The organism is Enterobacter cloacae complex sp. I2, from assembly GCF_014896205.1.
GTDB classification, from domain to species: Bacteria; Pseudomonadota; Gammaproteobacteria; order Enterobacterales; family Enterobacteriaceae; genus Enterobacter; species Enterobacter quasihormaechei.
The window spans coordinates 68,696-90,986 of the sequence record NZ_JADBRA010000005.1 but is presented as its reverse complement, the minus strand read 5'-3'; the positions used below and the strand labels follow the sequence as shown (position 1 = coordinate 90,986).

Genomic DNA, 22,291 nt, shown 5'->3' with positions numbered 1-22,291 from the left:
CTTTACACAACGGCCGTCGTCAGCCTGGACGAACAGCACAGGCGATCCTGCTCGTCCAGAATATCGATCTGCCACACCTGATGACGGCCTCCGGCGTGCAGCGCGCGGCAAACGCCGCGCACGCGCCCGCTGCGAACGGCGCGGATGTGGTTGGCATTGACCTCCAGCCCGACCACCTTCTGCTCCCCTTCCGTGCACAGGTAGCCTGCGACTGAGCCGAGCGTTTCAGCCAGCACGACGGACGCGCCGCCGTGCAACAGGCCAAACGGCTGATGCGTACGGCTGTCTACCGGCATCGTCGCCTCCAGTTCGTTGTCGCCAATGCGCGTGAACTGGATATCCAGTAAGCCGACCATGTTTCCTGCACCCATGGCATTTAATGCCTCCAGCGTGACCGCACGTTTCCAGATCATCCCATAATCTCCAGTAAAGCCTGCAATGGATGGCGCACACCGTTACCTTCCACCCGCTTCACCTGGCTGCGACAGGAGTATCCCGTTGCCAGACAGCGGTTGCGCGGCAGGCGCTGCATTGCCTGATGCCACGACAGCTCATAAATGCCGAGGGAATTGGCGTGGTTTTTGACTTCATGACCGTAGGTGCCAGCCATACCGCAGCAGCCCACGTTGACGCTTTCCAGCTTCGCACCAAAGCGGGCGAAGATAGACGCCCACTGGGCGGGCGCCGTCGGCAGCGCGGTCACTTCAGTGCAGTGCCCAAACAGATACCAGGATTCTCCGCTGGCCTCCTGAGCGTCCGTTTGCTTCAGCACCGCAGGCAGCCACTCGTGGACCAGCAAGACCTGAAAATCACCGCGCGCATCGCCGAGCGTCTGCTTATATTCGTCGCGATAGCAGAGCACCAGCGCCGGATCGACGCCAACCATCGGCATGCCGAGCTGTGCCACGCGGTTCAGGAAGTCAGAGGTTTTCTGCGCGGTTTTCGCAAAACGGGTCAGGAAGCCTTTAATATGCTGCGCTTTACCGTTCGGTGAGAACGGCAGCACCACCGGCTGGTAGCCCATTTTCTCCGCCAGACGCACAAAATCCGCCACCACCTGCGCATCGTAGTAGCTGGTAAACGGATCCTGCACCACCAGCACCGTCTTCGCTTTCTGCTCCGGCGAGAGTGCCTCCAGCTGTTCCAGGGTCATATTCGCCGAGCGGTGCCCCACCAGCCGACGCTGCAACGAGGGAACAGAGAGCAGCGGCAGATCGACCATCCCGATATGTTTTTCGGAAAGCTTGCGCACCAGCGGCTGGTTGATAAAGAAGTTAAAGGTTTTTGGCGCACGGGCCATCAGCGGCGCGTAGCTCTCGACCGTCGCCACCAGATGATCGCGCATTGGGCGCAGATAACGCGTGTGGTACAGCTGGAGGAAGCGTGAACGGAACTCCGGCACGTCGATTTTAATCGGGCACTGGGTTGAACACGCCTTGCACGCCAGGCAGCCGGACATCGCCTCCTTCACCTCGTGGGAGAAATCGTATTCGCCTTTATTCGCATGCCAGCTGTTGCGGGTGCGTTCGATAAGCCCGCGCAGGCTGGCGCGTTTTTCCGGCAGCTCCTGCTCCAGCTTGAGCGGGTCAACGCCGCGATCGGCCAGCAGGCGCAGCCATTCTCGCACCAGCGTCGCGCGTCCCTTCGGGGAGTGGATGCGGTTGCTGGTAATTTTCATCGACGGACACATCGGGCTTTTCACATCGAAGTTGAAGCACAGCCCGTTGCCGTTACACTCCATCGCGCCGCGCCAGGAAGCGCGCACCGCAATCGGAATTTGGCGATCATAGGTGCCGCGCTTAACGGCATCCACCTGCAACATCGGCGCATCAACGCCCTCCGGCGGGCAGATTTTTCCCGGGTTGAGGCGGTTATCAGGATCGAACGCGGCCTTCACCTTACGCAGCTCGGCGTAGAGCTGTTCGCCAAAAAAGGCCGGGCTGTACTCGGCGCGGAACCCCTTGCCGTGCTCGCCCCACAGCAAACCGCCGTATTTGGCCGTCAGGGCCACAACCTCGTCGGAGATCTCCTTCATCAGGATCTCCTGCTGCGGATCGCACATGTCCAGCGCCGGGCGCACGTGCAGCACGCCCGCGTCAACGTGCCCGAACATGCCATAGCTCAGGCCATGACCGTCGAGCAGCGCGCGAAACTCAACGATGTAGTCAGCCAGATGCTCCGGCGGCACGCAGGTATCTTCCGCAAAGGGAATCGGCTTCGCCGCCCCTTTCGCGTTGCCGAGCAGCCCCACCGCCTTTTTACGCATCGCGTAGATGCGCTCGATGCCGGCGAGATCGTTACACAGCTGCCAGCCAATGACGCCGCCCTCGCCCTGGGCAATCAGCTCGTCCAGCCGCTGGCAGAGCGTGCTCACCTGGCTCTCAATGAGCTCTGCGTCGTCCCCGGCAAACTCAACGATGTTCAGGCCGAGCATCTCTTTATCCGGTACGTCGGTAATCAACTCGCTCACCGAGTGCCAGACGATATCTTCCCGGGCCAGATTCAGCACCTTAGAGTCAACGGTTTCCACCGACAGCGCCCGCGCTTCCACCATAAACGGGGCATTACGCAGCGCGGAGTCAAAGGAGTTGTATTTGACGTTCACCAGACGGCGCACCTTCGGCAGCGGGGTGATATCCAGACGCGCTTCGGTGATAAAGGCCAGCGTACCTTCTGACCCGGTCAGTACGCGGGTAAGATCGAACTGGCTCATGTCGTCGTTGAAGACATGCCGCAGATCGTAGCCCGTCAGGAAGCGGTTTAGCTTCGGGAATTTGTCGAGGATCAGTTCGCGATTTTCGCGACAGCGCTCCAGCACGGTGCGATAAATCCGTCCGCTGGTGGTGCTCTCCTTTGCCAGCGTTTCGGCCAGTTCGATCGGCATCGGCTGGGTGTCGAGAATATCACCCCCCAGCAGCACCGCCCGCACCCCCATCACGTGATCGGAGGTTTTACCGTAGACCAGCGAGCCCTGCCCGGAGGCATCGGTGTTGATCATCCCGCCAAGGGTCGCGCGGTTGCTGGTGGACAGTTCCGGCGCAAAAAAATAGCCGTACGGTTTTAAAAACTGATTGAGCTGGTCCTTGATCACACCCGCTTCCACGCGCACCCACCCCTCTTCAGGGTTGATCTCAATGATGCGGTTCATATAGCGGGACATATCAATGATGATGCCCTGGTTCAGCGCCTGCCCGTTGGTGCCCGTACCGCCGCCGCGCGGGGTAAAGACCAGAGAGGTGAAACGCTCCTGCGATGCCAGGCGGGCGATAAGCGCCACGTCCGCGGTAGAGCGCGGGAAAACGACGGCATCGGGAAGAAGCTGGTAGATACTGTTATCGGTTGCCATCGTCAGCCTGTCGGCATAATCGGTGGCGGTATCGCCTGTAAAACCCTGTTGCTCCAGTGCCTGCAAAAAATTAAGCACCAGCTGAACGACGCCAGGTGCCTGAGAAATCTGTGGGATCATGACTATCGTCCCTAATGAGAGTGGTGGGAATCGTTTGCGTTGTATCACAACTTTTTATCACATTTTTTTCTTATACGCTCAGCAGAATTACAGGCAGAATTCGCCTGTCAAAAATCGCTGAGATCATTAATGATTAAAGAGATGCGGTTTACGTTCTCGCCAGTCAGACTGGCGTTCTTTTAAGGAAAGTTTTATTTATGGTCAACCTTCGCCAGCCCAGGGATGTTGCGCAAATTTTACTGTCGGTGCTGTTCCTGGCCCTCATGATTATTGCGTGTCTGTGGATTGTTCGGCCTTTCGTGCTCGGCTTTGCCTGGGCCGCTACCGTTGTTGTCGCCACCTGGCCTTTACTCTTACGCTTGCAGAAACTGCTGTTTGGTCGTCGCGGCCTCGCCGTAATGGTGATGACGCTGCTGCTGTTCCTGCTGTTTATTATTCCCATTGCACTGCTGGTGAATAGCCTGGTGGACAGCAGCGGCCCGGTTATTCGCGCGGTCACCAGCGGTGACATGACGCTGCCGGATCTCGCGTGGCTGAACAGCATTCCGGTCGTGGGCGCTAAACTGTACAGCGGCTGGCACAGCCTGCTGGAGATGGGCGGCAGCGCGCTGATGGCGAAAGTGCGTCCGTACATCGGCACCACCACCACCTGGTTTGTGGGTCAGGCCGCCCACGTTGGCCGCTTTATGATGCACTGTGCGCTGATGCTGCTCTTCAGCGCCCTGCTCTACTGGCGCGGCGAACAGGTTGCGCTGGGCGTACGTCATTTCGCCACCCGGCTGGCAGGGAAACGCGGCGACGCGGCCGTACTGCTGGCAGCCCAGGCCGTTCGCGCGGTGGCGCTTGGCGTGGTGGTGACGGCGCTGGTGCAGGCGGTGCTTGGCGGTATCGGGCTGGCGATCTCCGGCGTCCCTTATGCCACTATTTTCACCGTCGTCATGCTGATGACCTGTCTGGCGCAGCTTGGTCCGTTGCTGGTGCTGGTCCCCTGCATTATCTGGCTTTACTGGACGGGTGATACGACCTGGGGCACGGTGCTGCTGGTCTGGAGCTGCGTGGTGGGCACCATGGATAACGTGATTCGCCCGCTGCTCATTCGCATGGGCGCTGACCTGCCGCTGATCCTGATCCTGTCCGGGGTGATCGGGGGGTTGATTGCCTTCGGCATGATTGGTCTGTTCATCGGTCCGGTGCTGCTTGCGGTAACCTGGCGTCTCTTCTCCGCCTGGGTGCATGAAGTGCCGCCGCCGGGAACCGATCCGGACGTCATGTTAAGGGAACTAGAAGAGCTCGAAGACAAGAACGCGCAGTAAATTTTATGCCGGGTAGCCCCAGCGCTTACCCGGCCTACACTCTTCACAGCAATACTTAAACGTTGCTAAACTATTTATTCTCTGCACACTGGTCAGACCCGCCTTTTCCAGCCTAAAACCGTCATTCTCTTCAAGAAATCTTTACCTACCTTTAACTATTGAGACGAATCCGATCGACTCAAAATCCTGGCATGCCTACTATTAAGACACGGTTATAAATCAACACCTTGATTTATAAGCATGGAAATCCCCTGAGTGAAACAACGAATTGCTGTGTGTAGTCTTTGCCCATCTCCCACGATGGGCTTTTTTTTATCCTTTTTACGTTCGCGTAATGTCACAGCGGCTGAGCATCTGCCAGTCACCCGCCAGCACCCGCGTCTCCCCGGTCACCTGCACCGTCACAACCTCGCGAATATCCGCCGAGGAAGCGCCAACCTGTAGCTCAAACTCCCCTGGCTCGACAATTCGCTTCCCGTCCCGACGCGTGAAATTGAACATCTCCACCGGCAGGGTAAAGGTCAGCGTGGCGGTTTCTCCCGGTGCAAGCGTAACGCGCTGGAACGCTTTCAGCTCCTGAAGCGGACGCACCTGCGTGGCGACCTTATCGCGCACGTAGACCTGCACCACTTCACTGCCGCTGCGCTCGCCGGCGTTGGTGATATCGATACGTAATGTCACCTCTCCAGCGATCGGGACGCGGCTTTCAGCCAGCCGTGCCGCTCCCCAGCTAAATTGCGTCCAGCCGAGCCCGTAACCAAACGGGTAACGCGCGCCGAAATGGAAGGCAAACGGCGTGCCCCCGCTTTTCAGCTTGTGATTGTAGTAGTACGGCATCGCTCCGGCGCTTTTCGGCACACTCACCACCAGCCTGCCCTGCGGTTCGGCGCGGCCGGTTAACACATCGGCAATTGCCCAACCGCCTTCCTGCCCGGGCGCCCAGGCCATTATCAGCGCGGCCACCTTCTCTTCCAGCCCCTGAAGGTTATAAGGACGCCCGCCCGTCATGACGACAATTACCGGCTTGCCGGTTGCCACCAGCGCGTCCAGCAGCTGCTGCTGCACGCCCGGCAGATCCAGCGAATCGGTGTCCGAGCCTTCCCCCACGGTGCCGCTCTGGAATAGCCCGGCAAGGTCGCCAACGCAGGCCACCACTACGTCACTCGCTTGTGCAGCGCTCACGGCGTCGGGGATCAGATCCGTGCGTTGTGACACTGGGGACTGCTGCATCGGCTTACCGCCGCTGTCGCCCGGGAAAACCGGCGCGCCCGCCATCCGTTTTTCAATAATGTGACACCCTTTCGCGTAACGTATCTGCGATGCGCCAAGGTACTGTTCCAGCGCCGCGCGCGGGGTGGTCACCTGCGAGGTCTCTTCAACCATATCGCTGATGATCAGGTGAACCGGGAAGCTGTAGCCGCTCAGTAGCGCCAGCGGATCGTCTGCCGTCGGCCCGACCACCGCTACACGCGGTTTGCCGCCGAGAGGCAAAATGCCGTTATTTTCCAGCAGCGTTATCGATGTGGTTGCTACCTCGCGCGCCGCCTGTCGGGTCGCCTCGCTTTGCAAATCGATACCGTCTTCATCGACGTACGGGTTTTCAAACAGCCCGAGGCGGAATTTTTCACCCAGCACGCGCGCCACAATCTCATCCACCTTCGCCATGGAGATGAGCCCACGCTCTACCGCTTCCGCCAGGTGGCGCGCGCAGTCATCCTTCGGCAATTCCACGTCCAGCCCGGCGTTAAACGCCAGCGCAGCCGATTCCGCTGGATCGTGAGAAATTCCGTGGTGCTGGTGCAGCAGGCTGACGCCGCCGTAGTCCGCCACGATAATGCCGTCGAAGCCCCACTGATCGCGCAAAACGGTGGTGAGCAGGAAATGGTCGCTGTGGCCCGGCTGATTATCGATGTCGTGATAGGCCGGCATCACCGAACCGGCGTTGGCCAGCTTGACCGCCATCTCAAACGGCAGCAGGAACGTATCGTTTAGCTCGCTGAAGCCGAGATGGACCGGGGCATGGTTGCGCGCCCCTTCGCTGAACGAGTGGCCCACGTAATGCTTCAGGGTCGCCAGCAGATCGCGCTTATCACCCTGCAACCCCTTCACGTACGCCGTGGCCATCACCCCCACCAGCCACGGATCTTCGCCAAAGGTCTCTTCCGTACGCCCCCAGCGTACGTCTCGCGAGACGTCCAGCACCGGGGCCAGCCCCTGCTGGCACCCGACTGAACGGGCCTCTTTGCCAATCTGCTCCGCCGCGCGCTGCACCAGCGCCGGGTTCCAGGTGGAACCATAGTTCAGCGACGACGGGAAGAGCGTGGCGTCTTTACACAGCAAGCCGACCAGACACTCCTCATGGAACAGCGCCGGAATGCCGAGCCGGGTCTCCTCCATCATCAGGCGTTGCAGGCGGTTGGCGGCACGCACGCCGGTCTTCGCATCGACAATGTGTGTGCCGAGCGGACGGGTGATCTGCCCGACGCCCAGCTTCAGCCTTTCGCTGAGGGACGCCTGTTCGCTTACACCGGCAAACTCATCGCTCAGATCGCTGCGCTCGCGATGGTTGCCGTTTTCATCGAGGATCAGCCAGTATGCGTGCATCTGGGCAAATTTCTCTTCCGGGGTCATACGCGCCAGTAGATCGGCGACACGCTCGTGTACGGGACGTCCCGCGTCCCTGTAGATCGCAGTCATGGTTTACTCCTGTAGTGCGGATTGCGCTGCCGGGCTAAGCTGCCCCGCATCGTTTCGAATATCGCGTTTGCTGGCCAGCTCCCGGGCGATGGCGTCCACCAGCCGGCTGTTGAGTTTGTAGATGGCAAGGAGCGCCACCATGCACAGGAACAGCGCGCAGGGTATCAGGGTGAACAGCGCGTTGATCGTTGCGAGTACGTGAGGGGCCTGGTTTGCCTGTCCGGGAGCGTAATCCACCATGCCAAGCACCCAGCCGACCACTGCCCCACCCAGCGCCAGCCCAAACTTGATGGCAAACAGGGCGGTAGAGAAGACCAGCCCGTCCAGGCGGCGGCCGCTGCGGTGCTCTTCGTAGTCCACCACGTCTGAGAACATGGTCCATTGCAGCGGCGTGGTCAGGTTCTGAATAAAACTAAACACAATATTCAGACCGAATATCAGCCACACCTGAGAAGGGGGAATGAAGAAAATCAGTGCGCCAAAAATAACGAAGGAAATAATGGTCCACTGATAGGCACGCACGCGGTCGAATTTCCCCAGCAGGCGTTCTGATAATAATGCGCCGCTCAGAGATGCCACCATGCCGGAAACAATAAAGGCAAAGACCAGATCGGGACGTAACAGAACATAGTTAACGTAATACATGGTCGCCGAGCCGCGCGTCACGACGGCGGTTAACAGTAAAATATTAAACAGAAAAACAATTCGCCACTGACTGTTGCCGGCCAGCAGTTTTAAATCCGTCAGCATCGAGCCGGAGGTGTCATTGCGCGGAGAGTAGCGCTCCCGGGTCATAAAGAAGCAGCAGAAGAATAAAACAATCCCCAGCAGCCCCATCAGGCTCATGGCATAGAAATAGCCTTTCTGCACATTACCCTGGCCTAATAATGAGACCAGCGGCAGCGCAATAACCGTCACAATCAACCCGCCGATAAACGACAGGCCAAAGCGCCAGGATTGCAGCGAGTGGCGCTCGCGCGGGTCGAGCGTCAGCGCGCCGGGCATGGCGCAGTAAGGCACGTTAATGGCGGAGTAGATCAGGCTCAGGATGGCATACGTCACGCAGGCATAGACAATTTTCGCCGTCGCCCCGGCATCCGGCACGTAGAAGGTAATGAGGCAGCTCACGCCAAACGGAATGGCAAACCAGAGCAGCCAGGGGCGAAAACGACCGTGGCGCGTCTGAGTGCGATCCACCAGCGCGCCAATGCACGGGTCGACAAACGCATCGACCACGCGCACCACTAAAAACATGGTGCCCATAATGGCCGCTGGCAAACCGAATACGTCCGTATAGAAATAAGCGAGAAATAACGTTGCCGTTTGCCAGACCAGCGCGCTGGCCATATCACCCAGGCCATAACCTATTTTATCTTTGGTGCGTAATACAGAGGAGATTGTCATTGTTATTTGCCTTTTTATCAGGTTAAAACGTATTTCAACCAGTCGCGCATCATCCCGAAGGATGCACGCGGTAAGGCTCAAGTATTAGCAACGCCTTGCCCGCTAACAATTGTCTAAATTAACAGGTAAATTATGATATTTGGTTTTTTGCTTTATTTGTGATGGTGAGCATATTCGCAGGAAAATAAAAAAGGCGAGGACAGATATCCTCGCCTTTTTCAGGTTATGTCGGTTTTACTTATTCAGCTCTGCCAGGCTCAGCCAGGTTTGCACCACGGTGTCCGGGTTCAGGGAGAGGCTATCAATCCCCTCGTCCATCAGCCAGGCCGCAAAGTCTTCGTGGTCAGACGGACCCTGACCGCAAATGCCAACGTATTTACCCTGTTTCTTCGCCGCGCGAATGGCCATGGAGAGCAGCGCTTTCACCGCCTCGTTACGCTCGTCGAACAGCTCAGAGACGACGCCAGAGTCGCGGTCGAGACCCAGCGCCAGCTGCGTCATGTCGTTCGAGCCGATGGAGAAGCCGTCGAAGTGCTCCAGGAACTGCTCTGCCAGCAGGGCGTTGGACGGAATTTCACACATCATGATGATCTTCAGCCCGTTCTCGCCGCGCTTCAGCCCCTGACGCGCCAGCTCGTCCACCACCGCTTTCGCCTGATCCACGGTACGGACGAACGGGATCATGATCTCCACGTTGGTCAGCCCCATGTCGTTGCGCACGCGTTTCACCGCCTCGCACTCCAGCGCGAAGCAGTCGCGGAAGCTTTCTGACACGTAGCGGCCTGCGCCGCGGAAGCCCAGCATCGGGTTCTCTTCTTCCGGCTCGTAGCGCTCGCCGCCCACCAGGTTGGCGTATTCGTTGGACTTAAAGTCCGACAGGCGCACGATCACGCGTTTCGGGTAGAAGGCCGCGCCGAGCGTGGCGATCCCTTCCGTCAGGCGGCCAACATAGAACTCTCTCGGCGAGTCGTAACCCTTCATCATCTCGCGGATTTCGTTTTGCAGCTTCGCGTCCTGGTCGTCGAACTCCAGCAGCGCGCGCGGGTGAACGCCGATCATGCGGTTGATGATGAATTCCAGACGCGCCAGGCCCACGCCTTCGTTCGGCAGGCAGGCGAAGTCAAACGCGCGGTCCGGGTTACCGACGTTCATCATGATCTTCAGCGGCAGGTCCGGCATGGTATCCACGCTGGAGCTTTTCACGCTGAAGTCGAGGATATCGGCATACACGTACCCGGTATCGCCTTCAGCGCAGGAGACCGTCACCTTCTGGTCGTCCTTCATGCGTTCAGTCGCGTCACCGCAGCCGACGACCGCCGGGATCCCCAGCTCACGGGCGATGATTGCCGCGTGACAGGTGCGTCCACCGCGGTTGGTGACGATGGCGGCCGCTTTCTTCATGATCGGTTCCCAGTCCGGGTCGGTCATGTCGGTCACCAGCACGTCGCCGGGCTGAATGCGGTTCATTTCGCTGATGTCGTGGATCACCTTCACCGGACCGGCACCGATGCGGTGACCAATCGCGCGGCCTTCCGCAACAATTTTGCCCTGAGCGTGCAGGGTGTAGCGCTCCATGACCTGACCGCGAGAACGGACGGTTTCCGGACGCGCCTGCACGATAAACAGCTTGCCGGTGTGGCCGTCTTTCGCCCACTCGATGTCCATCGGGCGGCCATAGTGTTTTTCAATCTGTACCGCCTGCTTCGCCAGCTCTTCTACCTCGGCATCGGTCAGGGAGAAGCGGTCGCGCTGCTCCTGCGGCACATCTTCAATCGTGACCTGCTTGCCGTGCTCTTGCGTCGGGGCATAGATCATGCGGATTTTTTTCGAGCCCATGGTACGGCGCACCACCGCCGGGCGGTTTGCCGCAAGCGTTGGCTTGTGAACGTAAAATTCGTCAGGGTTCACTGCCCCCTGCACCACCATCTCACCCAGGCCCCACGCGGAGGTGATAAACACCACCTGGTCGAAGCCGGATTCGGTATCAATCGAGAACATCACGCCGGACGATCCCACGTCGGAGCGCACCATGCGCTGCACGCCAGCAGAGAGCGCGACGCCGCGATGGTCGTAGCCCTGATGCACGCGATAGGATATGGCGCGGTCGTTGAACAGGGAGGCGAAGACGTGCTTCACCGCCACCAGCACCGCGTCATAGCCCTGAACGTTCAGGAACGTTTCCTGCTGACCGGCGAAAGAGGCGTCCGGCATGTCTTCTGCGGTGGCGGAGGAGCGCACGGCAAAGGAGGCCTGCGCGTCGTCAGCGGAGAGCTGGTTGTACGCGTCGTGAATGGCTTTTTCCAGTTCCGGCTGGAAAGGTGTGTCGATAATCCACTGGCGGATTTGCGCGCCGGCTTTGGCAAGCTCGGTCACGTCATCAATATCCGTTTTATCCAGCAGGTCGTAAATGCGCTGGTTTACACCGCTCTGGTCTAAAAACAGGTTAAACGCATCGGCGGTTGTGGCAAACCCGTTTGGTACGGAGACACCCATACCGGACAGATTTGTAATCATTTCACCCAGGGAGGCATTTTTGCCCCCAACTCTGTCTACATCATTCATGCCGAGTTGGTTATACCAAAGCACCAGCGGTGACGAGCCATTGTTGGACATCGAAACAATCCTTTTGTGATATTTGATCGGAGTAAGAAACACCTGACTACGTATTTATACTGGCATATTTATTTCCGCTAAAAAAACGGTGAATCGTGTAAGCAATTTTAATTTTCAACTTTTCGGACACTTTCCATACGCTTGCTAACCCGATGATTCCTATAGATTCCGCCAGAAACCATAAAAATAAAGCCGCTATTCGGAAAATGAAATCCGGTTTTCAGGAAAATCAAAAACACCATTTCATTTTAAATTCAGATAAGTTCTTAGCTGTGAAATTAACTTTTTTAATTTATGCTTTCAGGCAATTACGTACGCTATTCAGGGTGAATAAAATGGATAATGCTGTCGATCGCCACGTTTTTTATATTTCTGATGGGACGGCGATCACCGCCGAGGTGCTGGGCCACGCGGTGATGTCGCAGTTTCCCGTGTCGATAAACAGCATCACGCTGCCGTTCGTGGAAAACGAGAGCCGGGCCAAAGCGGTCAAGGACCAGATCGACGCCATTTATCAGCAGACCGGCGTTCGTCCGCTGGTGTTCTATTCCATCGTGATCCCCGAAATCCGCAACATCATTCTGCAAAGCGAAGGGTTCTGCCAGGACATCGTGCAGGCGCTGGTTGCACCGCTGCAAAGCGAGCTGAAGCTCGACCCGACGCCCATCGCCCACCGTACCCACGGGCTAAACCCCGGCAACCTGACCAAATACGATGCGCGTATTGCCGCCATTGACTATACCCTGGCCCATGACGACGGGATCTCGCTGCGCAATCTGGACCAGGCGCAGGTCATTTTGCTCGGCGTGTCGCGCTGCGGTAAAACCCCCACCAGCCTTTACCTGGCGATGCAGTTTGGCATTCGCGCCGCCAACTACCCCTTTATTGCCGATGATATGGATAACCTGGTGCTGCCCGCCGCGCTCAAGCCGCTCCAGCATAAGCTGTTTGGGCTGACCATCAACCCGGAACGTCTGGCGGCGATCCGAGAAGAACGACGCGAGAACAGCCGCTACGCCTCGATGCGCCAGTGTCGAATGGAAGTCGCCGAAGTCGAAGCGCTGTACCGAAAAAACCAGATCCCCTGGCTGAACAGCACCAACTATTCGGTAGAAGAAATTGCCACCAAAATCCTCGACATCATGGGGCTGAATCGCCGTATGTACTAATACGCTAGTACATTAATCCAGTTTCAGTTATTATTACGCTCATCCTCGGGGCGACGCGCCCCGAACTTGAAATCAGCAGGGATTGGTTTAAGGTGATGCCCATCACTTCCCGGTAGTCTGCCGATGAAGCAAAAAATTTCTGAGACATTCCATGAACAAAACCGACGAACTTCGCACTGCGCGCATTGATAGCCTGGTCACACCGGCTGAACTGGCACAGTTGCACCCCGTTTCCCCCGAGGTGGCGGACCATGTGACGGCCTCCCGTCGTCGCATCGAAAAAATTCTCAATGGTGAAGACAAACGTCTTCTGGTGGTGATTGGCCCCTGCTCCATTCACGACCTGGACGCGGCGATGGATTATGCGAAACGCCTTCAGACGCTGCGCAAAACGTATCAGGATCGGCTGGAGATCGTGATGCGTACCTATTTTGAAAAGCCGCGCACCGTGGTGGGCTGGAAAGGGCTGATTTCCGATCCCGATCTGAACGGCAGCTACCGGGTGAATCACGGTATTGCCCTGGCGCGCAAGCTGCTGCTACAGGTTAACGAACTGGGCGTGCCGACCGCCACCGAATTCCTGGATATGGTGACCGGACAGTTTATTGCCGACCTCATCAGCTGGGGCGCGATTGGTGCGCGCACCACCGAAAGCCAGATCCACCGTGAAATGGCGTCGGCGCTCTCCTGCCCGGTGGGCTTTAAAAACGGAACTGACGGCAATACCCGAATTGCCGTCGATGCCATCCGCGCGTCGCGCGCCAGCCATATGTTCCTCTCTCCGGATAAAAACGGCCAGATGACCATCTACCAGACCAGCGGCAACCCTTACGGCCACATCATTATGCGCGGCGGTAAAAAGCCGAACTACCACGCGGAAGATATTGCCGCCGCCTGCGAAACACTGGCGGAGTTTGACCTGCCGGAGCATCTGGTGGTGGATTTCAGCCACGGCAACTGCCAGAAACAGCACCGCCGCCAGTTGGACGTCTGCGATGAAGTCTGCCAGCAGATCCGCAGCGGCTCGACCGCCATTGCGGGGATTATGGCGGAGAGCTTTATCAAAGAAGGCACCCAGAAGATCGTAGCCGGACAGCACATGGTGTACGGCCAGTCAATTACCGATCCTTGCCTAAGCTGGGAAGACAGCGAACGGCTGCTGGAGAAGCTGGCTGCGGCGGTTGATTCTCGATTTTAAACCCTTGCCGGGTGGCGGCTACGCCTTACCCGGCCTACGGTTCGTGCCGTTGTAGGCCCGGTAAGGCGTAGCCGCCACCGGGCGTTTCATTGCACAAATTTGATCCCGTCACACAATTTTCACAAAAACGCTTGCTGTGAAAATGCAGTTTATTGATAATGATTATCATTGTTACATTGATTGTTATTTATAAACATTATGTCACCGACCGATAACAGCGCAGCAACGCCAGTAAAAACACACACAGCGCCATCCCCTGCTTCCACCGATCGCCGCATCGACAGCAAAAGCCTGTTGGGTGAGGAAGGCCGGGTGATTATCGAGCATGACGGCCAGCACTATCTGCTGCGCCAGACCAATGCCGGAAAACTGATCCTGACAAAATAAACCAGACAAAACCTTCGCCAGCCACCCAGGTGATCCCCAGGCAGCCAGCGCTTTTCAATTCTTATGGAGAGTTGCTATGCCACACCTGCAATCCGCGTCTTTACGCCCGTCCCTTCTGGCGCTGGCGATTGTCAGCACCCTGCCGGGCGTTGCGTTTGCCGCCGCAGACGATATCACCGTTACCGCCACCGGCAATGCCCGCAGCGCCTTTGAAGCCCCCATGATGGTGAGCGTGATTGACGCCACCGCCCCGGAAAACCAGACCGCCAGCTCCGCCGCCGACCTGCTGCGCAAGGTGCCTGGCCTGATGCTGGACGGCACCGGTCGCACCAACGGCCAGGACGTTAACCTGCGCGGTTACGACCGCCGTGGCGTGCTGGTGCTGGTGGATGGCGTACGCCAGGGTACCGATACCGGACACCTGAACAGCACGTTCCTCGACCCGGCGCTGATCAAACGTATTGAAGTGGTGCGCGGCCCTTCCGCCCTGCTGTACGGCAGCGGCGCGCTGGGTGGCGTGATTTCGTATGATACCGTCGACGCCAGCGATCTGCTGGACGCAGGTAAAAACAGCGGCTATCGCGTGTTTGCTACCGGCGCGACGGGCGATCGCAGCATCGGTATGGGCGCCAGCGCCTATGGCCGCACCGATACCCTTGATGGCCTGGTCTCCTGGTCCAGCCGCGATCGCGGCGACATTCGCCAGAGCGACGGCGCGAGGGCACCAAACGACGAGTCCATCAACAATATGCTGGCGAAAGGCAGCTGGAAAATCGACCCGGCTCAGACCCTGAGCGGCTCCCTGCGCTACTACAACAACGACGCGCAGGAGCCAAAAAATCCGCAGACCACGGATGCCAACAGCAGTAACCCGATGACCGACCGTTCCACCATTCAGCGCGATGCCCAGCTTGGCTACCGCATAGCGCCCGCCGGAAACGACTGGCTAAACGCCGACGCGAAAATTTACTGGTCCGAAGCGCGGATCAACGCCCAGAACATTGACGCCAGCGGCGAGTTCCGTAAGCAGACCACCAAAGGCGGCAAAGTGGAAAACCGCACCCGCCTGTTCAGCGACTCTTTTGCCTCGCACCTGCTGACCTACGGCGGGGAATACTATCGTCAGGAGCAACACCCTGGCGGCGCGACCACCGGCTTCCCGGACGCGAAGATCGACTTTAGCTCCGGCTGGTTGCAGGATGAGATCACCCTGCGCGACCTGCCGGTAACGCTTCTCGGCGGGACGCGTTACGACAACTACCGCGGCAGCAGCAGCGGTTACGACGACGTGGATGCGGATAAGTGGTCATCACGCGCCGGGTTAACCGTGAGTCCAGCCGACTGGCTGATGCTGTTCGGCTCTTACGCTCAGGCCTTCCGCGCGCCAACGATGGGCGAGATGTATAACGACTCGAAGCACTTCTCCATCGGCAGTTTCTACACCAACTACTGGGTGCCGAACCCGAACCTGCGTCCGGAAACTAACGAAACCCAGGAGTTCGGTTTTGGGCTGCGTTTTGACGATCTCATGCTCGCCAACGACGCGCTGGAGTTCAAAGCCAGCTACTTCGACACCAAAGCGAAAGATTACATCTCCACCACCGTCGATTTTGCGGCGGCCACCACCATGTCCTACAACGTGCCAAACGCCAAAATCTGGGGCTGGGACATGATGGCGACCTACTCGACCAGTCTGTTCAACCTCGACGTGGCCTACAACCGCACGCGCGGGAAAGATACCGACACGGGCGAATATATCTCCAGCATTAATCCGGACACCGTCACCAGCAAGCTGGATATCCCGGTGGCGCAAAGCGGCTTCTCCGTGGGCTGGATCGGCACCTTCGTCGAACGTTCAACGCACATCAGCAGCAGCTACAGCGAGCAGCCGGGCTATGCGGTTAACGACTTCTACGTCAGCTACAAAGGCCAGCAGCAGTTCAAAGGCATCACCACCACCCTCGTACTGGGGAACGCCTTTGATAAAGCCTACTGGTCACCGCAGGGCATTCCGCAGGACGGTCGCAACGGTAAAATTTTCGTCAGTTATCAGTGGTAATCCCCGTCGGGGCAACGATTCAGAAGGATAAGATTATGCGTCACTACACACGCTGGCTTGAGCTTAAAGAAGAAAATCCGGGTAAGTACGCGCGTGATATCGCCGGCTTAATGAACATCAGTGAGGCGGAGCTGGCTTATGCACGCGTCGGCCACGACGCCTGGCGGCTGCGCGGCGAGATCCGCGACATTCTGGCGGCGCTGGAGTCCGTGGGCGAAACCAAATGCATCTGCCGTAACGAGTACGCCGTTCATGAACAGGTCGGGGCGTTTACTAACCAGCACCTCGGCGGCCACGCCGGGCTGGTGCTGAACCCGCGCGCGCTGGATCTGCGTCTGTTCCTCAACCAGTGGGCGAGCGCGTTTCACATCAGCGAGGCGACCCCGCGCGGCGAACGCCAGAGCATTCAGTTCTTCGATCGTCAGGGCGAGGCGCTGCTGAAGGTCTACGCCACGGATAGCACCGACGTCGCCGCCTGGGGCGACGTGCTGACCCGTTTTATCATTGCTGATAACCCCGCTCTGGTACTGGAAGCGGCCGATGCCCCCGCGCATGCCGAGCGCGCAGACGCCAGTACGGTAGAGAACGAGTGGCGCGCCATGACCGACGTGCACCAGTTCTTTAGCCTGCTCAAGCGCCACAACCTCAGCCGCCAGCAGGCGTTTCGTCTGGTCAGTGACGATCTGGCCTGTAAGGTTGAAAACAGCGCGCTGGCGCAACTGCTGGAGACGGCGCGACGGGACGGAAACGAAATTATGATCTTTGTCGGCAACCGCGGCTGCGTGCAGATCTTCACCGGTGCGGTGGAAAAGCTGACGCCAATGAAGGGCTGGCTGAACATCTTCAATCCAACCTTTACCCTGCACCTGCTGGAGGAGGCCGTCGCGGAGACGTGGGTAACACGCAAGCCGACGGCGGACGGTCACGTCACCAGCCTGGAGCTGTTTGCGGCGGATGGCACCCAAATCGCCCAGCTCTACGGTCAGCGTACTGAAGGCGAGCCGGAGCAGAGCCTGTGGCGTCGCCAGATTGACGCCCTGACGCCGGAAGGACTGGCCGCATGAAAAACTGGTTTGCCCTGCTCTGCGCCCTGCCGCTGGCCGCCGCCGCCGCGCCGGAGAGAATTGTCGCCCTCGGCGGCGACGTAACGGAGATCGTCTACGCCCTCGGCGCAGAGTCCTCTCTGGTTGCGCGCGACAGTACCAGCCAGTGGCCGCAGGCAACGACAGCGCTGCCTGACGTGGGATACCTCCGCCAGCTCAACGCGGAGGGAATTTTGTCCGTGCGCCCGACGCTGGTGCTGGCAAGCGACCAGGCGCAGCCATCACTGGCGCTGAAGCAGGTTGAACAGAGCCACGTCAGGGTGGTGACCGTTCCCGGCACCCCGGACCTGGGCGCGATTGACGAAAAAGTGCGGGTGATAGCCCAGGCGACGCATCATGAGGCGCAAGGGGAAATCCTGCGCAGCTCGCTGCGTCAGGCGCTGGCGGCACTCCCCTCGTCACCGCTCAACAAGCGGGTGCTGTTTATCCTCAGCCACGGCGGGATGACCGCAATGGCGGCCGGGCAACAGACCGGCGCGGATGCGGCAATCCGCGCTGCCGGGTTGCAGAACGCCATGCAGGGCTTTACCCGCTATCAGCCGCTCTCGCAGGAGGGAGTGATGGCCAGCCAGCCGGATCTGGTGGTGATTTCGCAGGACGGCCTCACCGCGCTGGGCGGTGAAGAAAATCTGTGGAAACTGCCTGGCCTGGCGCAAACGCCAGCGGGACGAAACAGGCAGGTGCTGGCCATTGACGACATGGCCCTGCTGGGCTTCAGCGTCCGTACGCCGAAAGCCATTCAGCAGCTGCGAGCCAGAGCGGAGCAACTGCCCTGATGTCCCGGCGCATCACGCTCTCGCTGTGGCTTCTGGCGGGGGCGCTCACCGTCATAACGTTCATGGCCACCGGTTTTGGAGCGTTACGCCTGCCGGTGAACGTGCTGTGGAGCAGCAGCGATGAGACGCTGCGCCAGATCTGGCTGACCATCCGTCTGCCCCGCGTGCTGCTGGCGCTGGTGATTGGCGGATCGCTGGCGCTTGCCGGCTGCGTCATGCAGGGACTGTTCCGCAATCCGCTGGCCGACCCGGGCCTGCTCGGGATCAGCAGCGGCGCGGCGCTGGCCGTCGCACTCTGGGTGGTGCTTCCGCTCTCTTTGCCCGCGCTGATGATGCTCTACGCCCCGATGCTGGCGGCATTCATTGGGGCGCTGGCGGCCACAGCCGCGATCTTTCTGCTCAGCCGACAGCGTAACGGCTCGCTGTCACGCCTGTTGCTGGTGGGGATCGCCATCAATGCCCTGTGCGGTGCGGCGGTAGGCGTACTTTCGTGGGTCAGCAATGACGCGCAGCTTCGCCAGCTTTCGCTCTGGGGAATGGGAAGTCTCGGTCAGGCGCAGTGGTCAACGCTGTTGGCCGTGACCTCGCTGATGGTGCCTGCCGTTCTGGCGATCTGGCGTTGTGCCAGCGCGTTAAATTTGCTGCAACTGGGTGAAGAGGAAGCGCATTACCTTGGCGTGGACGTTGCCCTGGTACAGCGAATCTTACTGTTGTGCAGCGCCCTGCTGGTCGCGGCGGCTGTCGCCGTCAGCGGCGTGATTGGCTTTGTCGGGCTCGTGGTGCCGCACCTGATGCGCATGTGGCTGGGTGCCGATCACCGCGCAACGCTCCCCGGCGCGATACTTGCGGGCGCGCTTCTGCTGCTGGTGGCGGATACGGTGGCGCGCACCCTGGTCGCCCCGGCAGAAATGCCGGTCGGCCTGCTCACCAGCATCCTTGGTGCCCCCTGGTTCTTATGGCTTATCTTTCGGCGTGGAGAACAGCATGGCTGAACGCTATACGGCTGAAAATCTTACCCTTACCCGGTCTGGCCGCACGCTGACGGATAATATTTCGCTGTCACTGTCGCAGGGAGAGCTGGTCACGCTTATCGGCCCCAACGGTGCAGGGAAATCGACGCTGCTGCGGCTGCTGACAGGCTACCTGAAGCCCGACAGCGGCAGCTGTTCGCTGGCGGGGAAAACCCTGGGCGAATGGCCGCCGGAAACGCTGTCCCGCTATCGGGCGGTGATGCGTCAGCATACTCAGCCAGGATTTGACTGGCAGGTGGAGGAGATCGTTGGGATGGGGCGTGCGCCCTGGACGCGTCACCCGGAACCGTCGATTGTGCGTGAGGTGTTGCAGCTGACCGGTTGCCTCCCGCTGGCCGGCAGGCGCTATCATGCCCTCTCGGGCGGCGAGCAGCAGCGCGTTCAGCTCGCCCGTGCGCTGGCGCAGCTGTGGCGTGACGGAACGCCGCGCGGCTGGCTGTTTCTCGACGAACCCACTTCCGCGCTGGATCTCTATCACCAGCAGCATCTGCTGCGTCTGCTGAAATCCCTGACCCGTCAGGGCCATCTTCACGTGTGCGTGGTGCTGCACGATCTCAATCTTGCCGCGTTATGGTCAGACAGGATCCTGCTGCTCCACAACGGGAGGATTGTTTCTGAGGGCATGCCGGAGACAGTTTTGCAGGCCGACGCGCTGGCCCGCTGGTACGGTGCGCAGGTGCACGTCGGCACGCATCCGGCGCATGCCGCGCCGCAGGTTTTTCTCGCCCCTTAGCTTGAGCAGCTCACTTCCAGCCGCTTGCCCCAGTCCGGCGGGCGGCTGACATAGTCATCGTCCCGGTCGGCAAACGGCGTGCGCAGGGCGATATGCAGCCGGTGCAGCTCGGTATAATCCCCCTGCTCTGCCTGTTCAATGGCCCGCTGCGCCAGCCAGTTGCGCAACACCATCGCCGGGTTAACCGCCTTCATCTGCGCCTGACGGGTATCATCGTCAATCTGCTCCTGCTGCAAACGCGCGCGGTAAGCGGAAAACCAGTCATCAAACGCCTGTCGATCAATGAACTCGTCGCGCAGCGGTGACGCGGCGCTCTGCTGCATGGTCTGGCTCAGCATACGGAAGGTTCGGGTATAGTCGCTGCCTTCCCGCGCCATGATCGCAAACAGCCCGTTCAGCAGCGCGTTATCGCCTTTTTCCTGCGTCATGAGGCCCAGCTTGTTGCGCATTAACGCGCCGTATTCCCGCAGCAACACCTCCTGATAGCTGTCGAGCGCATCGTTCAGGGCATCGACGTCGATAAACGGCGACAGGCTTTGTGCAAGACGCTGGAGGTTCCACAGCCCCACCGCAGGCTGGTTGTCGAACCGGTAACGCCCCTGATAGTCCGAATGGTTACAGATGTAACCCGGCTGATAGTCATCAAGGAAGCCGTACGGACCGTAGTCAAACGTCAGCCCCAACAGGGACATGTTGTCGGTATTCATCACGCCGTGAGCAAAGCCGACGGCCTGCCAGCGGGCAATCATGGAGGCGGTGCGCGCGACAACATCGCGGAACCAGAGAACATAGCGGTCCGCTTCGTTTTGCAGATGCGGCCAGTGACGACGAAGGGCGTAATCGGCAAGCTGGCGGACCTTATCCGGCTCGCGGCGATAATAGAAGTGTTCAAAATGGCCGAAACGCAGATGGCTTTCGGCCACGCGGATCAGCATCGCTCCCTGCTCCATCGTCTCGCGGGCAACCGGCGTGTCGCTGGTGACAATCGACAACGCGCGTGAGGTGGGGATCCCCAGCGCATGCATGGCTTCCGACGCCAGACCTTCACGGATGGTTGAGCGCAGCACCGCGCGGCCATCCCCCATGCGAGAGTATGGGGTCAGCCCTGCCCCTTTCAGGTGCCAGTCGCGCGTTTCGCCATTCGGCAACACCTGTTCACCCAGCAGGATGCCGCGACCATCGCCGAGCTGTCCCGCCCAGACGCCAAACTGATGTCCGCTGTAAACCTGAGCCAGCGGCTTCATGCCCGGAAGCAGCGTTTCGCCACCCCAGACGCCGGCGCCTTTTTCTGGCTGAAAAAGAGACGAAGGGATGCCAAGCGAATCCGCTAACGCATCGTTATGCCAGATCAGACGCGCATTTTGTAAAGGCGTTGGCTTAAGCGCGGTGTAAAAGCCGGGTAGTTCATCATGCCAGTGGGCAGTAAAAGACAGGGTCATAAGTCCTCCTGCTTTAAGTGTAGAGGGTTTCCCTGAACGTAAACACGGGCGAAGAAAGGGGTTATTGCTGAACGAGGGTCGTGACGCGTTCAGCCGGGACGGCAGGCCACAGGGTGCCCTGCATTGCACCAAAATTGAAGGGCAGCACGCGTTGCAGGATGCCGTGATCGTCAATTCCTGAGACCATGACCGACTGACAGTGCGGCGTGATTTGCCAGAGGATAGCGCGCATAAAAGGCTCAAAGGAGAGCGCCGAAACGCGCTGCTGGATGAAGTTTTTATCCAGAATGACCCGTTTGAACAAACCATCATAAACCGGCTTAAGGGACGCTGCCCCTGCACCAAAGTTAGCCAGCACTAATGGGAAATGGATCGCCATTCTTGCCAGCGTCAGATCGTCTTTTCCGTTATTTAAACCTGGATAGTTCTCATTAACAGTAAACTCAAGAAACGGATAACGCTCAAGGATTGAAACAGCGTTCTCATTAGTTAATAAAAACTCAACAATTGCGGGTGTAATATTGATCCATGCAATTAACTGATGCTGAATAAAAAATAGCTTACAGGTATCGAGTAATTGCAGTTTCTCCTGAAACAGCGCTAATTCATCTTCCCGGGAAAGATGCGGGATAACCAGTTCCGTCGGGATTCGTACGTCCGTACCCACGCCAGTAAAGTTAACCAAAATCTCTAAACCTTTAAGCAAACCTGCACTATCACGCGCCGGAAGCAGTAAAAGTTCAGACTGGTAAGCATTATCTAGCGTAATAATCATCGCGCTTGTCCTGCATTAAAGATGAGAGAGAACATCCTGGAGCAATTGCAGGCACAATTCCACTGTCTTGATTTTAATAAGTTTAATTTCATTCTTTCCGTATTAATTTTCAGATTTTTCCCTGAATC

At 58.8% G+C, this 22,291-nt stretch carries 16 protein-coding genes and 1 other RNA gene; 10 read left to right on the top strand and 7 right to left on the bottom strand.

What is annotated here, in order from left to right:
- Positions 1 to 2: 2 nt before the first annotated feature.
- Together menI and IM300_RS05790 are read right to left on the bottom strand one after the other, a co-directional pair.
- On the bottom strand, positions 3 to 413 hold the full coding sequence (gene menI / locus IM300_RS05795; protein ID WP_131636812.1) for a 1,4-dihydroxy-2-naphthoyl-CoA hydrolase: 411 nt from the start codon (positions 411 to 413) through the stop codon (positions 3 to 5).
- On the bottom strand, positions 410 to 3,466 hold the full coding sequence (locus IM300_RS05790) for an FAD-binding and (Fe-S)-binding domain-containing protein (protein ID WP_193035669.1): 3,057 nt from the start codon (positions 3,464 to 3,466) through the stop codon (positions 410 to 412). The genes menI and IM300_RS05790 overlap by 4 nt, the downstream gene beginning before the upstream one ends.
- A 197-nt stretch (positions 3,467 to 3,663) precedes the next feature.
- Between IM300_RS05790 and ydiK the strand changes: the two genes are divergently transcribed.
- Together ydiK and rprA are read left to right on the top strand one after the other, a co-directional pair.
- Positions 3,664 to 4,779, top strand: a complete 1,116-nt coding sequence (ydiK, locus tag IM300_RS05785; RefSeq protein WP_063866486.1) for an AI-2E family transporter YdiK — start codon at positions 3,664 to 3,666, stop codon at positions 4,777 to 4,779.
- A gap of 208 nt (positions 4,780 to 4,987) precedes the next feature.
- An RNA gene (gene rprA / locus IM300_RS05780) (antisense sRNA RprA) lies at positions 4,988 to 5,095 on the top strand.
- Between the two features lie 5 nt (positions 5,096 to 5,100).
- Here rprA and IM300_RS05775 read toward each other — a convergent pair.
- The 3 genes from IM300_RS05775 to ppsA form a co-directional block, all read right to left on the bottom strand.
- Positions 5,101 to 7,476 (bottom strand): glycoside hydrolase family 3 N-terminal domain-containing protein, encoded by a 2,376-nt coding sequence (locus tag IM300_RS05775; RefSeq protein WP_193035667.1) that lies wholly within the window; start codon positions 7,474 to 7,476, stop codon positions 5,101 to 5,103.
- A 3-nt stretch (positions 7,477 to 7,479) separates the two neighbouring features.
- Positions 7,480 to 8,880, bottom strand: coding sequence for an MFS transporter (locus IM300_RS05770; RefSeq protein WP_112792895.1), 1,401 nt, complete (start codon positions 8,878 to 8,880; stop codon positions 7,480 to 7,482).
- Positions 8,881 to 9,114: 234 nt separating this feature from the next.
- Positions 9,115 to 11,493, bottom strand: coding sequence for a phosphoenolpyruvate synthase (ppsA, locus tag IM300_RS05765; protein WP_017384643.1), 2,379 nt, complete (start codon positions 11,491 to 11,493; stop codon positions 9,115 to 9,117).
- Between the two features lie 335 nt (positions 11,494 to 11,828).
- Here ppsA and ppsR point away from each other — a divergent pair, with 335 nt between their 5' ends.
- The 8 genes from ppsR to IM300_RS05725 all read left to right on the top strand — a co-directional run bounded on the left by ppsR (position 11,829) and on the right by IM300_RS05725 (position 19,949).
- Complete coding sequence (gene ppsR / locus IM300_RS05760) at positions 11,829 to 12,662, top strand: posphoenolpyruvate synthetase regulatory kinase/phosphorylase PpsR (RefSeq protein ID WP_063448964.1); 834 nt, start codon at positions 11,829 to 11,831, stop codon at positions 12,660 to 12,662.
- Between the two features lie 151 nt (positions 12,663 to 12,813).
- Complete coding sequence (gene aroH / locus IM300_RS05755) at positions 12,814 to 13,860, top strand: 3-deoxy-7-phosphoheptulonate synthase AroH (protein WP_193035665.1); 1,047 nt, start codon at positions 12,814 to 12,816, stop codon at positions 13,858 to 13,860.
- Positions 13,861 to 14,058: 198 nt separating this feature from the next.
- Complete coding sequence (gene hemP, locus IM300_RS05750; protein ID WP_063163262.1) at positions 14,059 to 14,247, top strand: hemin uptake protein HemP; 189 nt, start codon at positions 14,059 to 14,061, stop codon at positions 14,245 to 14,247.
- Positions 14,248 to 14,323: 76 nt separating this feature from the next.
- Positions 14,324 to 16,306 (top strand): TonB-dependent hemoglobin/transferrin/lactoferrin family receptor, encoded by a 1,983-nt coding sequence (locus IM300_RS05745; protein ID WP_107535181.1) that lies wholly within the window; start codon positions 14,324 to 14,326, stop codon positions 16,304 to 16,306.
- A gap of 35 nt (positions 16,307 to 16,341) precedes the next feature.
- A complete protein-coding gene (gene chuS, locus IM300_RS05740) occupies positions 16,342 to 17,370 on the top strand; it encodes a hematinate-forming heme oxygenase ChuS (protein ID WP_193035663.1) in 1,029 nt (342 codons plus the stop codon).
- Positions 17,367 to 18,185: a hemin ABC transporter substrate-binding protein gene (locus IM300_RS05735; protein ID WP_193035661.1), complete on the top strand. Its 819-nt coding sequence runs from the start codon at positions 17,367 to 17,369 to the stop codon at positions 18,183 to 18,185. The genes chuS and IM300_RS05735 overlap by 4 nt, the downstream gene beginning before the upstream one ends.
- Positions 18,185 to 19,177, top strand: coding sequence for an iron ABC transporter permease (locus IM300_RS05730; protein ID WP_193035658.1), 993 nt, complete (start codon positions 18,185 to 18,187; stop codon positions 19,175 to 19,177). Before IM300_RS05735 ends, IM300_RS05730 begins: the two co-directional genes overlap by 1 nt.
- Positions 19,170 to 19,949, top strand: coding sequence for a heme ABC transporter ATP-binding protein (locus IM300_RS05725; RefSeq protein ID WP_193035656.1), 780 nt, complete (start codon positions 19,170 to 19,172; stop codon positions 19,947 to 19,949). The genes IM300_RS05730 and IM300_RS05725 overlap by 8 nt, the downstream gene beginning before the upstream one ends.
- On the opposite strand, the gene selO is transcribed toward IM300_RS05725, so the two are convergent.
- A complete protein-coding gene (gene selO / locus IM300_RS05720; RefSeq protein ID WP_193035654.1) occupies positions 19,946 to 21,388 on the bottom strand; it encodes a protein adenylyltransferase SelO in 1,443 nt (480 codons plus the stop codon). The genes IM300_RS05725 and selO overlap by 4 nt on opposite strands.
- Positions 21,389 to 21,449: 61 nt before the next feature.
- Positions 21,450 to 22,163 (bottom strand): EAL domain-containing protein, encoded by a 714-nt coding sequence (locus IM300_RS05715; protein WP_063448973.1) that lies wholly within the window; start codon positions 22,161 to 22,163, stop codon positions 21,450 to 21,452.
- Positions 22,164 to 22,291: the final 128 nt, after the last annotated feature.